The organism is Methylomicrobium agile, assembly GCF_000733855.1.
GTDB lineage: Bacteria > Pseudomonadota > Gammaproteobacteria > Methylococcales > Methylomonadaceae > Methylomicrobium > Methylomicrobium agile.
Map to the genome: position 1 here is coordinate 3,981,689 of NZ_JPOJ01000001.1, position 15,619 is coordinate 3,997,307.

The 15,619-nt window shown below is 52.7% G+C and carries 11 protein-coding genes, 2 tRNA genes and 1 CRISPR repeat array (1 of these 14 only partly in view); of the genes, 3 read left to right on the plus strand and 10 right to left on the minus strand.

Features of this window, described 5'->3' with window-relative positions; genetic code table 11:
- Positions 1-94: 94 nt before the first annotated feature.
- From CC94_RS0118525 to CC94_RS0118545, 5 genes are all read right to left on the minus strand, one after another.
- Positions 95-1,378 carry an ammonium transporter gene (locus CC94_RS0118525; RefSeq protein ID WP_031431768.1) on the minus strand — a complete coding sequence of 428 codons (1,284 nt, stop codon included), beginning with the start codon at positions 1,376-1,378 and terminating at the stop codon, positions 95-97.
- 12 nt (positions 1,379-1,390) lie between these two features.
- Entirely contained in the window at positions 1,391-1,729 is a 339-nt protein-coding gene (gene glnK, locus CC94_RS0118530; protein ID WP_005372330.1) for a P-II family nitrogen regulator, read from the minus strand.
- A gap of 275 nt (positions 1,730-2,004) precedes the next feature.
- Positions 2,005-3,372 (minus strand): ammonium transporter, encoded by a 1,368-nt coding sequence (locus CC94_RS0118535; RefSeq protein WP_031431769.1) that lies wholly within the window; start codon positions 3,370-3,372, stop codon positions 2,005-2,007.
- A gap of 22 nt (positions 3,373-3,394) precedes the next feature.
- On the minus strand, positions 3,395-3,733 hold the full coding sequence (locus tag CC94_RS0118540; protein WP_005372334.1) for a P-II family nitrogen regulator: 339 nt from the start codon (positions 3,731-3,733) through the stop codon (positions 3,395-3,397).
- 550 nt (positions 3,734-4,283) lie between these two features.
- Complete coding sequence (locus CC94_RS0118545) at positions 4,284-5,639, minus strand: porin (RefSeq protein WP_031431770.1); 1,356 nt, start codon at positions 5,637-5,639, stop codon at positions 4,284-4,286.
- A 433-nt stretch (positions 5,640-6,072) separates the two neighbouring features.
- Between CC94_RS0118545 and glnA the strand changes: the two genes are divergently transcribed.
- The 3 genes from glnA (at position 6,073) to ntrC (ending at position 10,128) form a co-directional block, all read left to right on the plus strand.
- Positions 6,073-7,482, plus strand: coding sequence for a glutamate--ammonia ligase (gene glnA / locus CC94_RS0118550; protein ID WP_031431771.1), 1,410 nt, complete (start codon positions 6,073-6,075; stop codon positions 7,480-7,482).
- Between the two features lie 194 nt (positions 7,483-7,676).
- Positions 7,677-8,726, plus strand: coding sequence for a nitrogen regulation protein NR(II) (gene glnL / locus CC94_RS0118555; RefSeq protein WP_005372342.1), 1,050 nt, complete (start codon positions 7,677-7,679; stop codon positions 8,724-8,726).
- The gene (gene ntrC, locus CC94_RS0118560; RefSeq protein ID WP_005372344.1) at positions 8,719-10,128 is read left to right on the plus strand and encodes a nitrogen regulation protein NR(I); all 1,410 of its coding nucleotides are present in this window, start codon (positions 8,719-8,721) and stop codon (positions 10,126-10,128) included. The genes glnL and ntrC overlap by 8 nt, the downstream gene beginning before the upstream one ends.
- Before the next feature lie 198 nt (positions 10,129-10,326).
- Here the strand turns inward: ntrC and CC94_RS0118570 are convergent, their stop codons facing one another.
- The 5 genes from CC94_RS0118570 to gltX form a co-directional block, all read right to left on the minus strand.
- Positions 10,327-11,421 carry an alkene reductase gene (locus CC94_RS0118570; protein WP_005372346.1) on the minus strand — a complete coding sequence of 365 codons (1,095 nt, stop codon included), beginning with the start codon at positions 11,419-11,421 and terminating at the stop codon, positions 10,327-10,329.
- Between the two features lies 1 nt (position 11,422).
- A complete protein-coding gene (locus CC94_RS0118575) occupies positions 11,423-11,605 on the minus strand; it encodes a hypothetical protein (RefSeq protein ID WP_031431773.1) in 183 nt (60 codons plus the stop codon).
- A gap of 169 nt (positions 11,606-11,774) precedes the next feature.
- A tRNA-Glu gene (locus CC94_RS0118580) sits at positions 11,775-11,850 on the minus strand.
- A 28-nt stretch (positions 11,851-11,878) separates the two neighbouring features.
- Positions 11,879-11,954 (minus strand) — tRNA-Ala (locus tag CC94_RS0118585).
- A gap of 48 nt (positions 11,955-12,002) precedes the next feature.
- Entirely contained in the window at positions 12,003-13,409 is a 1,407-nt protein-coding gene (gene gltX / locus CC94_RS0118590) for a glutamate--tRNA ligase (protein WP_005372348.1), read from the minus strand.
- A gap of 286 nt (positions 13,410-13,695) precedes the next feature.
- Positions 13,696-15,619: a CRISPR direct-repeat array (repeat unit 37 nt; unit sequence GTCTTAATCCCTTCTTTATAAGGTCTGTTATTCAAAT) (it continues 4,947 nt past the right edge of the window).

The following is a 15,619-nucleotide window of genomic DNA, read 5'->3' on the forward strand; positions in this document are numbered from 1 at the left end:
CGAGTCCTTCAACTATTCGTAGATTAACATAGCCCTCGCCAATAAAAAAGGCGACCCGTAAGCCGCCTTTTTACTTTACCGAAACGCTTCCGGGCTATAAATTCACATAGCCGGTTTCTTCGTGCAACACCTGATCGAGGCCCTGTACTTCTTCATCGGCGGTTACCCGCAAGCCGACGAATTTGTCGATCAATTTCAACAATACAAAGCTGAAAAACGCGCTCCAGGCTATCGTTACCAAAATCGCCAGCGCCTGTACGCCGACCTGACTGCCGATCGTGACGCCTTCGGCCAGCCCCAAGCCACCGAAACTGCCGGAAGCAAAGACGCCGGTCAGCAAGGAACCCGTGATCCCGCCGACGCCGTGCACCGGAAATACATCCAATGAATCGTCGATCTTCAAGGTGCGCTTGACATATTGCGTCGCAAAGAAACAGACCGCGCCGGCCGCCACGCCGATCGCCAACGCACCGAAAGGCCCGACATACCCCGAAGCCGGCGTGATCGTGCCGAGACCCGCGACCATCCCGGTCACGATGCCCAATACGCTCGGCTTGCCGAAACGCCGCCATTCGATCACCATCCAGGTCAACGCGCCAGCCGCCGCGCCGATGTGAGTTACCAGCAGCGCCATGCCGGCGCGGCCGTCCGCGGTCAGCGCGCTGCCGGCATTGAAACCGAACCAGCCGACCCAAAGCATGCCCGCGCCGGTCACCGCCATGGTCATGTTGTGCGGCGGCATCGGCGTGGTCGGAAAGCCGCGCCGGCGGCCGATGACCAGCGCGGCGACCAGCGAGGCGACGCCGGCGTTTACATGAATCACGATACCGCCGGCAAAGTCCAGAACGCCCAGCTCCGCGAGCCAGCCGCCGCCCCAGATCCAGTGGCAGATCGGGACATAGACCAGGCACAGCCACAGGCCGCTGAACCAGAGCATCGCGGAGAATTTCATCCTTTCGGCGAAACTGCCGACGATCAGTGCCGGGGTAATGATCGCGAAAGTCATCTGGAACATGAAATAAACGGTTTCGGGCAGATCGCCGACTTGCGAAGCGGTGCTGATTCCGGGCAAGAAAGCTTTCGAAAATCCGCCGACCAGCTTCTGATAATCGCCGCCATTGGCGAAAATCAGGCTGTACGCGCCGGCCAACCACAGGATCGAAACCAGGCAGGTAATCGCAAAACACTGCATCAGCACCGACAGCACGTTTTTACTGCGCACCAGGCCTGCGTAGAACAGCGACAGGCCCGGCAGCGTCATGAACAAGACCAAGCCGGTCGATGTCAAAACCCAGGCCGTATTGGCCTGGTTGATCGGATCGGCCTCCGCCGCGAACGGCAATAAAAGTAAGCTAAAAAAAAGTTGTTTAGGTTGCATTCTCTTTACTGATTAAATGGCATCCTCGCCGGTTTCGCCGGTTCTTATTCGGATGATTTGTTCCAGATTGGTCACAAAAATTTTACCGTCCCCGATCTTGCCCGTATTCGCCGCCTTCACGATGGTTTCGACCGCTTTGTCGAGTATGTCGTCCGACACCGCGATTTCGAGTTTCACTTTCGGTAAAAAATCGACCACGTATTCCGCACCCCGATACAATTCGGTGTGACCTTTCTGGCGGCCAAAACCTTTTACCTCGGTCGCGGTGACGCCCGCGACGCCGATCTCGGACAGGGCTTCCCTGACATCATCGAGTTTGAACGGTTTAATTATTGCTGTTATTAATTTCATAATGTCTCTCTGTCACAAGTAACGAAAAATTGACTTCGGAAGTTCGCCAATCATACACAATCCGTATTGATTTACAATTCTGCCATAAAATACAAAAAGCCCTACAAGAGGGCTGCAACAAAAAAGGCTCCTTCGCCCCCGAATCTGACACCGTACCGATCGTTCAGCCGGGCATTTCCGGCAAAGTCGTATTCACTTGCAACAGAACCGCAAGCCGGCCACGGAACGGAAAGGTTCGGTCCGATGGCCTGCCTGCATCGATGCGCTTTACACCATTATAAATGGTATGCCGTTTCCCCGTGGCTGGACACGTCCAGACCGACCCGCTCGTATTCCTCGCTGACCCTGAGTCCAATCAGCATGTCGACGAGCTTGTATGCGATGAACGCCACCACGCTCGACCAGACGATCGTAATCACGACACCTTCGGCCTGAACCAGAAACTGGCTGGCGATCGAGAAATCCTCGGCCCCCGTGCCTCCGAGCGTAGGCGAGGTAAATACGCCGGTCAACAGCGCCCCGGTGATCCCGCCGACGCCATGCACGCCGAACACGTCGAGCGAATCGTCTGCGCCCAGCATCCGCTTGAGCCCGTTAACGCCCCATAGACAGAGAAGGCCGGCAACCAGACCGATGACAATACCGCCCATCGGGCCGACGGACCCGCAGGCCGGCGTGATGGCCACCAATCCCGCCACGGCGCCGGAAGCGGCGCCCAGCATGGAAGCCTTGCCCTTGACCACCGCTTCGCCCGCCGACCAGGACAATACCGCAGCGGATGTCGCCAGGATCGTATTGATAAAAGCGAGGGTCGCGCCGCCGTTGGATTCGAGATTGGAACCGGCATTGAAGCCGAACCAGCCCACCCACAGCAGCGAAGCGCCGACCATCGTCAACGTCAGACTGTGCGGCGCCATGTGTTCCTTGCCGTAGCCGATCCGCTTGCCGACCAGATAAGCGCCGACCAGGCCGGCCATCGCTGCGTTGATATGGACGACGGTACCGCCCGCGAAGTCCAGCGCCCCTTTGCCCAGCAGATAGCCGCCCGCCCCCCATACCATGTGCGCGATCGGCAGATAAGCGAAGGTAAACCAGAGGGCGCAGAAAATCAGCACGGCGCTGAATTTGATCCGCTCGGCGAACGAGCCGACGATCAGCGCGCAGGTAATCCCGGCAAAAGTCGACTGGAATGAAATAAAAATGAATTCGGGAATCTTCACGTTATCGGTAAACGTATCGGCCAACGATTCTGTGGTAATCCCTTTCAGAAATACCTTGTCGAAATTAGCGATGATCAGCCCTTCGCCGCCAAACGCGAGGCTGTAGCCGTAAATCGCCCAAAGCACGCAGATCATCGAAAACACCACGATGACCTGCATCAGCACCGACAGCATGTTCTTGCTGCGCACCAGGCCACCGTAAAACAGGCCGAGTCCAGGCACTACCATCATCACGACCAGAATGGTCGAAATCATCATCCAGGCCGTATCGCCCTTGTCGGTCGTCACCGCCGCCGCGGATGCCGGCGGAACCTCGGCCGCTGCGGTTTTTGCAGGTTCTGCGATAGCCTGAGTTTCGGCAAGCGAGAGGCCGGCAAAGCCCAGCAGAGTGAAAAAAATCAAAGTCGTTATAATACGTTTCATAATTCCGTCCTTACCTCTATGCTTAAAGGGCGTCATCGCCGGTTTCTCCGGTACGAATCCGGATTACTTGTTCCAAGGTCGTCACAAAAATTTTGCCGTCACCAATCTTGCCGGTTCCCGCCGCCTTGGTTATCGCCTCGACCGCCTGATCGACCAATGCAGAGGATACAGCCACCTCCACTTTGGTTTTCGGCAAAAAGTCTACGACATACTCGGCGCCGCGATATAACTCGGTATGTCCTTTTTGACGACCGAAGCCCTTGACTTCGGTAACGGTAACGCCGGTAACCCCGATTTCTGAAAGCGCCTCGCGGACATCATCCAGTTTGAAGGGTTTAACGATTGCTGTGATCAGTTTCATAAATTGCCTCTTGCTGAATAAAAAATGATTCCGCATCAATCCAAAGCAATGATTATGCCAATATTTAATGATCCTAATCCGATACGCCGGCAGTCCCTCCGAACAGTGAACTGATCAGGCACAGTTCTCATAAGTGAAGGTTCGAAAAGCCAGCCTCTTTTGCCCGTCTTCCACAATGGATATCGCCCCATATCGCCATCAACAGAAGGCTTATGATCCTCTAATTGACTCTTCCTATTGCGAATATGGCCACGGTAAAAAGCGGTTTGCATTTCCGATAGCAAGAGTAGACACCAAGCATTAGTGCACCGTTTCTGTCCATTTCACTCCTAAGCGCCCCATATTGGTGCTTCCGAAGAACCTTAATGGATAAATCATGTATCTATTGAGCCCGCAAAATGTCCCTAAATCTTCATTTTGGCGCAGAGAGATATACGGGCTCAACACACAGGAAATGCAGGAAAAGGCGTATTCAGTGGCGCGTCCCAAAAACAAAATGCGCCCCTAGGGGCGCATTTTGTTTTAGCTTTTAAATTACGTACGGCTTAGCTTAGAAGCTGATCGTAAAATCCGTCGAAAACAGGAACTGATCCAGTTTGCCGGTCGTTGCACCGGTATCGCCGAAAGGCCGGGCGCCATCGGCCCAGTCGTAACGTACGTTCGGACGCAAATTCAGCCATTTGAGCGGTTTCCAGTTGATGCCTGCCGTTACTGCATAATAGCTGGAAGGCGCGCCGGTCGACAGGAAATTGCCTGCTGCCGCGAAGCTGTTGCCGCTGCCGTCGGTTGCCGCCCCAACCCGTCCCGGAGAAAAGACCCGAAACCCGTTCTGATCGCGGAACCATTCGCCGCGCACGCCCGCCGTCAAGGTATCGCTGATGTCATAGTACAAATGGGTGTTGATGCCGTACCATTCCGCATCTTCCACTCCGTTCGCGGTCAAGACGCCGTTGGCGTATCCGTGATCGTGCTGCAGCACCCAGTGGGTCTTGTCGCCGACGTCCTGCTTCAACACCACGCTGTACATGCCCCAGCCCTTGCTGCTTTGTTCCGACGTCCCGCCGTAGGTACCGGTCACGTTCAGAGAGGTTCCCGAATCGGCATTGGTCCAGGTCGCGCCGGCAATGCCCGCCCAGTTGCCCAAATGTTTGTCCCAGCCGCCGTCCCAGCCGCCGGTCGCGCTGCCGGTCACCGCGCCGCCGACCACGGACCAATGATCATCGATCGTATAGCTGCCGAGAATACCGGTATGGGTAAACGGCTCGCCGTACTGCATCGTGTAGGCGTGCGTGTAGAAAAAGTTATCCGGCGCCGGCACCGTTTCATAACCGATCGGGGTGTAGAAATGGCCAGCCTTGATATTCAGACCGTTGCCGATCGGCAGATAGGCTTCCAGATAGGCCTGTGGAAATGCCAAATCGTAGAAACGGTTGTCGTTGCTGTTGAGTAAATTCAAATCCCAATGGTTTCTGTTCAAAGGCAGCCCGGAATTTACGTCGAATGCCGGCACGCCGTAGGCCTGGGTAAAAAGCGCGTCGGTGCCGAACATCACGTCGAAACGAAAACCCAAATCAAAACTGTCACCTTCCGTCGCGACTGCGCGCTGGAGGAATAAATTCAACTGATTCAATTGAAATTCCCCCGAGCGGTCGCCGAACGTCACCGGCCCGTTGAAATTGTTTTCCGGACTGATCGAGTTATAAGTAATGCCGGCATTCGCCCAACCGCCTACCGTAAGCCCGTACTTTTTCATAAAGGAACTGCCGTTCGGATCGCCTGCCGCTTCCAGGAGCCGTTCCGCCTCGGTCAATGTAGCGGCGTTGATCGCGCCCGCGGCCGAGTAAAGTACCAGTCCTAACGCCAAAGATTTAAAACTGGCGCGATCATTGCTTTGATATTTTTTCATGGTGATAGCCCTGCATTAGATTATCTTGGTCTGTCAATGAACATTACGGCTAAACCATCCGATTGCCCAACATTGGGACCAATCATTAGCGCGTGATGTACCTGAAAATGTACAAGCAATATTAATGCCAGTTGCTTTACGGCAATATTTTTTGCCAAAATACAACATAAATTCATGCTAATTGGTATGTATGAACCAGACCCACCCCTGAATAGGGAAAAACATTGCGCACCATGATTGTGCATTTTTCTTTTATTCGCACCATAACTAGGCTTTTTTTAAGGAAATCCATTACCTCGCCCACTTACCGTTCTAAATTTTTTCAAGCGAAATAAGTTCAATTTTTTTTGTAGCTCATTCGACAAAAAAAATGTTATCGTAGTCCAGTTTGGCTAAACCATTTGACACAAACCGATCTCAGGAGACTAAATAGATGTCTGTAGAAAATGTATTAAAAATGATTAAGGATAACGACGTAAAATTCGTCGATTTCCGTTTTTGCGATACCCGCGGCAAGGAACAACACGTCACTTTCCCAGCTCACACCATCAGCGAAGACACCTTCGAAGAAGGCAACATGTTCGACGGCTCGTCGATCGCCGGCTGGAAGCACATCAACGAATCGGACATGATTTTGATGCCGGATCCGACCACTGCGGTCATGGACCCGTTCTATGACGACGCCACGCTGATCCTGCGCTGCGACATCATCGAACCGAAAAACATGCAAGGCTATGAGCGCGATCCGCGTTCGATCGCGAAACGCGCGGAAGCCTATCTGCAGTCCACCGGCATTGCGGATACCGCCTTGTTCGGTCCGGAAAACGAATTCTTCATTTTCGACGATGTACGCTGGGGCGCGGACATGAGTGGCGCTTTCTTCAAGATCGATTCCGAAGAAGCGGGCTGGAACTCCGAAAAAGTGTATCCCGACGGCAACATCGGCCATCGCCCAAGTGTAAAAGGTGGCTACTTCCCGGTTCCGCCGGTCGACTCCCTGCAGGACATGCGTTCCGCGATGTGCCAGGTTCTGGGTGAAATGGGCATGAGAACCGAAGTGCACCATCACGAAGTGGCAACCGCAGGCCAATGCGAAATCGGCGTAAGATTCAACACGCTGGTTAAAAAAGCCGATGAAGTGCTGGCATTGAAATACGTGGTTTCGAACATTGCTCACGCTTACGGCAAAACCGCCACCTTCATGCCGAAACCGATGGTCGGCGACAACGGCAGCGGCATGCACGTGCACCAATCGCTCGGCAAAGGCGGCGTGAACCTGTTCACTGGCGACCAATACGGCGGCCTGTCCGAACTGGCGCTGTACTATATCGGCGGCATCATCAAGCATGCCAAGGCGTTGAACGCTTTCACCAACGCTTCCACCAACAGCTACAAGCGTCTGGTTCCGGGCTTCGAAGCGCCGGTCATGTTAGCTTACTCCGCACGCAACCGCTCTGCGTCGATCCGCATTCCGTTCATTACCAACCCGAAGGCCCGCCGCATCGAAGTGCGTTTCCCGGATTCGACCGCGAACCCCTACTTGGCATTCTCGGCGATGCTGATGGCCGGCCTCGACGGCATTCAAAACAAGATCCATCCGGGCGACGCGATGGACAAGGACCTGTACGACCTGCCGGCAGAAGAAGCGAAAAGCATTCCGCAAGTCTGCCATGCATTCGACCAGGCGCTGGAAGCACTCGATCAAGACCGCGAGTTCCTGACCCGCGGCGGCGTCTTCACCGACGACGTAATCGACGGCTACATCGATCTGAAGATGGCCGAGGTCACCCGTCTGCGCATGAGCACCCACCCTGTCGAATACGACATGTACTACAGCTTGTAAAATCTTTTAACTCGCTTCCTTGCTCCACAAAAACGCCCCATCTTGGGGCGTTTTTTTTCGCCCTGCCCTATAATAATTCCCTTCGAACGCTCGGCCTCGTCCAAACCCGCATTTTTTCGCACTTTTTTGTGCATTGGTCTGTAAATTGCTAACAATAACGCTCATAGACTATGAGTTAGATTTCAAAGGCAGTCATGCATAAAAGGATACTGGATCACCTGAATTCCGCAATTCTACTGTTCGACCGGGACTTGAACCTGGCCTATATCAATACCTCCGGTGAAGTGTTGCTGGCGGACAGCGCCAATCAATTGCTCGGCATGAATGCTTCCGAATTGTTCAAAACCTCCGAACCGGCACTGCTCGCCAATTTGAAACTGTCGCTGGCAATGGCCGAGCCCCTGCTCGACCGTGCGCTTACGCTGAACCGGATCGGCCAGAGCATCACGATCACTTTCAGCGCCACCCCTCTGACAAATGAAAAAGGCCAGCCCGAAGTCCTGGTCGAATTGCTGCAGGTCGACAATCACCTGCGCATATCGAAAGAAGAACAGCTGTTGTCGCAGCAAAATACCGCAAGGCTGCTGGTGAGAGGACTCGCGCACGAAATCAAGAACCCGCTGGGCGGCCTGCGCGGGGCGGCGCAACTGCTGGACCTGGAACTGGTCGATCCCGACTTGAAAGAGTATACCGGCATTATCATCGCCGAATCGGACCGGCTGCAAGGGTTGATGGACAAGATGCTGGGCCCGAACAAACTGCCGAACAAAAAGCCGTTGAATATCCATGAGGTACTGGAAAGGGTCAGGCAACTGGTCGAAGCCGAGGCCAACGGCAATATTTCGATCCTGTGCGACTACGATCCGAGCATTCCCGACTTGAAGGCGGACAAGGACCAGCTGATTCAGGCCGTGTTAAACATTGTGCGCAACGCGGTCCAGGCCCTCGACGGCGCCGGCGTGATCCGGCTGAAGACGCGGATCAAGCGGAATGTCACGATTGGGCGCAAATGCCACAAATTGACGGTCAAAATCGACATTACCGACAACGGCCCCGGCATCGACGCGGGGATGATGAACCAGATTTTTTACCCGATGATAACCGGCCGCCCGGAAGGCACCGGCCTCGGGCTGTCGATCGCGCATTCCCTGATCAGCCAGCACAACGGCCTGATCGAATGCCAGAGCGAACCCGGCAATACCACTTTCACCATTCTGCTACCGATAGAGTCTGGCAATGACTAAACCTGAAACCGTCTGGATCGTAGACGACGATAAATCGATCCGCTGGGTCGTCGAGAAGGCTTTGCAAAAAGCCAAAATGCAGACGATGACTTTTGCGAACACGAAGGAACTCCTGAGCGCATTGCAGCACGATACCCCCGACGCGCTCCTGACCGACATCCGGATGCCCGGCATGGACGGCTTCGAGCTGCTGGACCGCGTGCAAAAAAATTATCCGGGACTGCCGGTAATCATCATGACCGCGCATTCGGATCTCGAAAGCGCGGTTTCGGCTTTCCACGGCGGCGCCTTCGAATACCTGCCCAAGCCGTTCGACATCAATGAAGTGGTCGAACTGGCACACCGCGCCTGCACGCACAGCCGTCGGCAGCAGGAGAGTCAGAAAGAAGCCTCCGCGCTCGAATCGCCGCCCGAAATCATCGGCGCCGCACCGGCCATGCAGGAAGTGTTCCGCGCGATCGGCCGGCTGGCCCGCTCCAACATCACCGTGCTGATCAACGGCGAGTCCGGCACCGGCAAGGAACTGGTCGCCAAAGCCCTGCACAAACACAGCCCGCGCTCGAAGAATCCGTTCATCGCGCTGAATATGGCCGCGATTCCGAAAGACCTGATGGAATCGGAACTGTTCGGCCATGAAAAAGGCGCTTTTACCGGCGCCCAGGCCCGCCGGGCGGGCCGCTTCGAACAAGCCAACGGCGGCACGCTGTTCCTCGACGAAATCGGCGACATGCCGGCCGAACTGCAAACGCGCCTGTTACGCGTGCTTGCCGACGGTGAGTTTTATCCGGTCGGCGCCCATCTGTCGATCAAGGTCGACGTGCGCATCATTGCCGCAACCCATCAAAATCTCGAAGCATTGGTCGAACAAGGCCGCTTCCGTGAAGACCTGTTCCATCGCCTGAACGTGATCCGGATCCACATCCCGCCGCTGCGCGACCGCAAACAGGATATTCCGCTCCTGCTCCGCCACTTTCTGGCCCAGGCCGCGCAGGAACTGAATACCGAAGTCAAAACCCTAAGGCCCGACGCGGAAAGTTATCTGAGCGACCTCGACTGGCCCGGCAACGTCCGCCAGCTCGAAAACTGCTGCCGTTGGCTGACCGTCATGGCTTCCGGCCGTGAAATCCATCTGCACGACCTGCCGCCGGAACTCCTGAACAAACCGCACGAACGCGAAACGGAGAGCGGAAACTGGGAAACGATGCTCAGAAGCTGGATCGACCGCCAACTGATGACCAAGGAACACGAAGTCGCCAAACAGACGATCCCCGCCGTCGAAACGATTTTGATCAAGGCCGCATTGAACCATACCCACGGCAAACGCCACGAAGCGGCCATCTTGCTGGGCTACGGCCGAAACACCCTGACCCGGAAAATCAAGGAACTCGGTATCGAGGAATGATTTTTCGGGTGTTCCTGTTTTTTGATATAAAAAAGATCTTTGCCGCTACGCCGCGGCTGCCTGCCTATAAACAATCCACCGACAAGCATGATCTGAGGATCGGCAGACGTTTTCAGAAACCAATAATCCCTGTTGACAGCCCTATCTGGCCCCAAGAGAAAAAGGTGGGGTGTAGCATTAGGAAATTTCGATGCAACCCTATTGGCTGATCTTTCCTGTCCTTTTGGACGAGTCCCAACAAGGATAATCCGTATAGCCGACTTTCGGATCGGGCAACCCGTAGCCGTAGAATGTTGCGGCATCATAAGGGTTTAACGCCACGTTCAGTTGCAGGCGGCGCACCAAATCGGGATTGGCGATGAAGTCCTTGCCGAACGAAACGGCATCCGCTTCGCCTGCAGCGATCGCCTGCTGAGCCGTATCGCGGTCGAATCCTTCATTCGCAATCAAAACGCCGCCGAAGCGTTTTTTCAATTCCGGGCTGATGCGGTTGGCCCCCAGCGACTCCCGGGTAAAAATAAAGGCGACGCCTCTCTGGCCGAGTTGTTCTGCGACGTAACCGAATGTCTGCAAAGGCTGCGAATCGCCCATCGAATGCGCATCGCCTCGGGGCGCAAGATGCACTCCGACCCGGCCTCTGCCCCAGACGGAAATCGCCGCATCGGTAACTTCCAGCAGCAGTCGGGCCCGATTTTCTATGGAGCCGCCATATTCGTCTTCGCGATGATTGGTGCTATCCTGCAGGAACTGGTCGAGCAGATAACCGTTGGCACCATGGATTTCCACCCCGTCGAACCCGGCCCGTTCGGCATTTTCCGCACCTTTCCGGTAGGCCTCGACGATGCCGGGAATTTCAGCCGTCTCCAGCGACCTTGGCGTCACGAACTCGCGCTGGGGCCGCAACAGACTCACATGACCCGCAGGCGCAATCGCGCTCGGCGCCACCGGCAATTCTCCGTTCAGGTAATCCGGATGCGAGACCCTGCCAACGTGCCATAACTGTAAGAAAATCCGCCCACCCGCAGCGTGCACTGCGCGAATGACTTGTTTCCACCCCTCGACCTGATCTTCTGACCAGATGCCCGGCGTATCCGGATAGCCGACACCTTGCGGGGAAATACAGGTCGCTTCGCTTAAAATCAATCCGGCACTGGCTCTCTGCGTATAGTACTCCGCCATCAGCGCATTGGGCACTCTACCCGCGCCGGCACGGCAGCGGGTCAACGGCGCCATCACGATACGGTTGGGCAATTCGAGGTCGCCGATCTTGAGCGAATCAAACAGGGTATTCACTTTATGCTCCTTTCTTGTCTTGAATAACGGCTCGAAATTTTACCGTCAGTAACTCGACGGCTCCGGCAATGCCATCGCGGGCTTGCATCGGTTCGCCGATACGTTGGGCACGGTTGCCATATCCAGGGGCCGAGACGATGTTCGCAATGGCTTGCGCCAACGTATTGGCGTCAACCCTTTTCACCGGTGGCGGTTTGCCCGCCGGCCCTCATTCTCTGAAGCTGGGTCGTCCGGAATAATTGCTCTTTCACTCAAAATGGACAAGGTTTTGTAGGATTGCTGCGAAATGCTAAGGGTACCTAAATCGCAGGCAATAAAAAAGGGCTATCCTCATTCGGATAGCCCTTCGAAGATGGCGTCCCCAAGGGGGTTCGAACCCCTGTTACCGCCGTGAAAGGGCAGTGTCCTAGGCCGCTAGACGATGGGGACAACAAATTAAGTTTCAATCCGACTGATTTGGTGGAGCCAAGCGGGATCGAACCGCTGACCTCTTGCATGCCATGCAAGCGCTCTCCCAGCTGAGCTATGGCCCCATCAGTTAAGAAAGACTATTGTACAGTAATTACGGTTTCTGTCCAACTTTAATTTAAACTTTTTATCATCTCGATCGCTTTTCGTATTCTGGACAAAGTCTTACCCTTGCCGAGCAGCGCCAGGGTCACGTCAATCGCCGGCGAAACGGCCGTACCGGTCACCGCCACGCGGAGCGGCTGCGCCACCTTGCCCATGCCCAATGCTTTCGCTTCAGCCAGATCGACGATTACCTGATGCAGCGCTTCTTTCTGCCAGTCATCGGTTTCGGCGAACCGGTCGTGCAACGCGGCCAGTACCTCCCCGGCTTCGGCATTGAAATTCTTTTTAACCGCTTTTTCATCGTACTCATCAAAATCGCGATAGAAAAAAGCGCTCGCCCGCGCCATCTCGACCAGAGTCTGGCTGCGCTCCCTTTGCGCCTTCACCACTTCGACCAACGCCGGCCCCTCCGAAGGATCGATGCCCAGCTGGCCGATGTGCCAGCTCAAATGACGCGCGACATGCGCCGGATCGCTGTTCATAATATATTGGTGATTCAGCCACAGCAGCTTTTTGGTATTGAAAGTCGAGGCGGAAACATTCACGTTTTCCAGTTCGAAATATTCGACCATCTCGTCGACCGAAAAAACCTCCTGATCGCCGTGCGACCAGCCGAGGCGCACCAAATAATTCAGCAGGGCTTCCGGCAAATAACCGTCGTCGCGGAATTGCATCACGCTGACCGCGCCATGCCGCTTCGACAGCCGCGCGCCGTCCGGACCGAGAATCATCGGCAAATGCGCGTATAACGGCAGAGGAGCTCCCAACGCTTTCAGAATGTTCATCTGCCGGGGCGTATTGTTAATATGATCGTCGCCGCGGATCACATGCGTCACTTTCATATCCATGTCGTCGACCACGACAGTCAGATTATAAGTGGGCGAACCGTCCGTCCGTGCAATCACCAGATCATCCAGTTCCTTATTGGCAACCACAATCTCGCCTTTGACCCGATCGTTGATCGTCACGGCGCCGTCCTGCGGATTTTTGAAACGGACCACATAATCGCGTCCGTCGTCGCCTTTATAGCCTTTATCCCGGCACTTGCCGTTGTAACGGGGTTTTTCTTTATGAGCCATTTGCTCGTTACGCACCGCTTCCAGCTCTTCCTTGCTGCAGCAGCAATAATAAGCATCGCCCTGAGCGAGTAATTGCTGAATAATTTCCTTGTAACGATCGAAATGATGCGTTTGGTAGAACGGTCCTTTGTCGTATTCAAGGCCGAGCCAAGTCATGCCTTCGAGAATCGCATTGACCGATTCCTGCGTGGAACGTTCGAGGTCCGTATCTTCGATGCGCAAGATAAAGTCGCCGCCATGCTTGCGGGCGTAAAGCCAGGAAAAAAGCGCGGTACGGGCACCGCCGATATGCAAGTACCCGGTGGGGCTCGGAGCAAAACGTGTAGTAATTGTCATTGAATTCCATTGTGAATTGAAGGGATTTAGCCCACTATTTTAGCCTTTATCGGGCATTAGCGACAATTCCCGGAAATGATCTCGGCAATCCTCAATTTAGCCTAGTACTCAGTCAATCTTGAAATGTCGGATCAGTAGTCCCCTATCGAGGAATTTCCCTGATGAGAGTGGCGATATGGCTAAGCAATACAGAGTGCGACTCACGGAGGAAGAGCGTACCGATTTAGAAGCTGTGGTTTACAAGGGAAAAGCTGCGGCGCATAAAAAGGTACAATTCAAAAACTAGGTCTTAATCCCTTCTTTATAAGGTCTGTTATTCAAATTTATAATTGGAGTACAACAATGAGCAACAATAATGTCTTAATCCCTTCTTTATAAGGTCTGTTATTCAAATGATCAGTTCCTCGAAGCGTGTCCGACCTATGTGGTCTTAATCCCTTCTTTATAAGGTCTGTTATTCAAATAGAGCAATCTTAGGAGGATAACATGAAGGTACACGTCTTAATCCCTTCTTTATAAGGTCTGTTATTCAAATGTCTTTAACGACGTGATGAAACAGGAGGAGCTCCGTCTTAATCCCTTCTTTATAAGGTCTGTTATTCAAATCCACTACCAGGTAGCAGGCTGCCAAGGGAACATGTCTTAATCCCTTCTTTATAAGGTCTGTTATTCAAATCCAAGGGAACATGTACTACCGGTACGTTAAGTACAGTCTTAATCCCTTCTTTATAAGGTCTGTTATTCAAATCCAAGGGAACATGTACTACCGGTACGTTAAGTACAGTCTTAATCCCTTCTTTATAAGGTCTGTTATTCAAATCCACTACCAGGTGGCTGGCTATCAGGGAAACCTGTCTTAATCCCTTCTTTATAAGGTCTGTTATTCAAATGAATAGCCCAAGGATGGGCTAGTCCGATGAACTTAGTCTTAATCCCTTCTTTATAAGGTCTGTTATTCAAATTGGCTATCAGGGAAACCTGTACTACCGGTTCGTGTCTTAATCCCTTCTTTATAAGGTCTGTTATTCAAATTCGTAAAGTACACGGACACCACCGTGTACTGCGAGTCTTAATCCCTTCTTTATAAGGTCTGTTATTCAAATTTTCAGGAGAAAGATCATGTTAGAAGTATTGTTTTACAGTCTTAATCCCTTCTTTATAAGGTCTGTTATTCAAATAATGAAATATGCTCATATTCTCTCCCGATTATACAAGTCTTAATCCCTTCTTTATAAGGTCTGTTATTCAAATGGCTATTCCGATGAACTAGTACTGGTAGCCAGTAGTCTTAATCCCTTCTTTATAAGGTCTGTTATTCAAATCGGGTACCAGGGCAACATGTATTACAGATTCGTAAGTCTTAATCCCTTCTTTATAAGGTCTGTTATTCAAATAGCAGAACGAGGAGAAGTACTACGATGAGTACTTGTCTTAATCCCTTCTTTATAAGGTCTGTTATTCAAATACTTGGAGGAGTTCTACTCCTCCATTGACTAGCTAGGTCTTAATCCCTTCTTTATAAGGTCTGTTATTCAAATCTTAAGCAAGCGGTAACTAAAGTAAAACAACTGTCTTAATCCCTTCTTTATAAGGTCTGTTATTCAAATTACAGCTCGGAGCAGTTGCTCCAGATGGTGTAGTCTTAATCCCTTCTTTATAAGGTCTGTTATTCAAATACCTTCAACATCGAGGGCAGCTCAAACGATTATAGGTCTTAATCCCTTCTTTATAAGGTCTGTTATTCAAATACTACTCCTCCATTGACTAGCCTAGCTAGCCTAGGTCTTAATCCCTTCTTTATAAGGTCTGTTATTCAAATCAATAATCAAAGAGGCCACTACCAAGTTGCCGGCCGTCTTAATCCCTTCTTTATAAGGTCTGTTATTCAAATGCCACCGAGGAGGAGGCTCTGGACTTCATTGAAAAGTCTTAATCCCTTCTTTATAAGGTCTGTTATTCAAATGGTATAAATGGGACATGCTGACTGGTTTGATAAAGGTCTTAATCCCTTCTTTATAAGGTCTGTTATTCAAATCGTGTACATCTGGCTGAATGGTGCACCTCACCGTAGTCTTAATCCCTTCTTTATAAGGTCTGTTATTCAAATTGTATAATGTCGGGCGACTTGTTCCTCACGACACGTGTCTTAATCCCTTCTTTATAAGGTCTGTTATTCAAATAGGAGGAGAATGTATTATTCGCAAATAAGG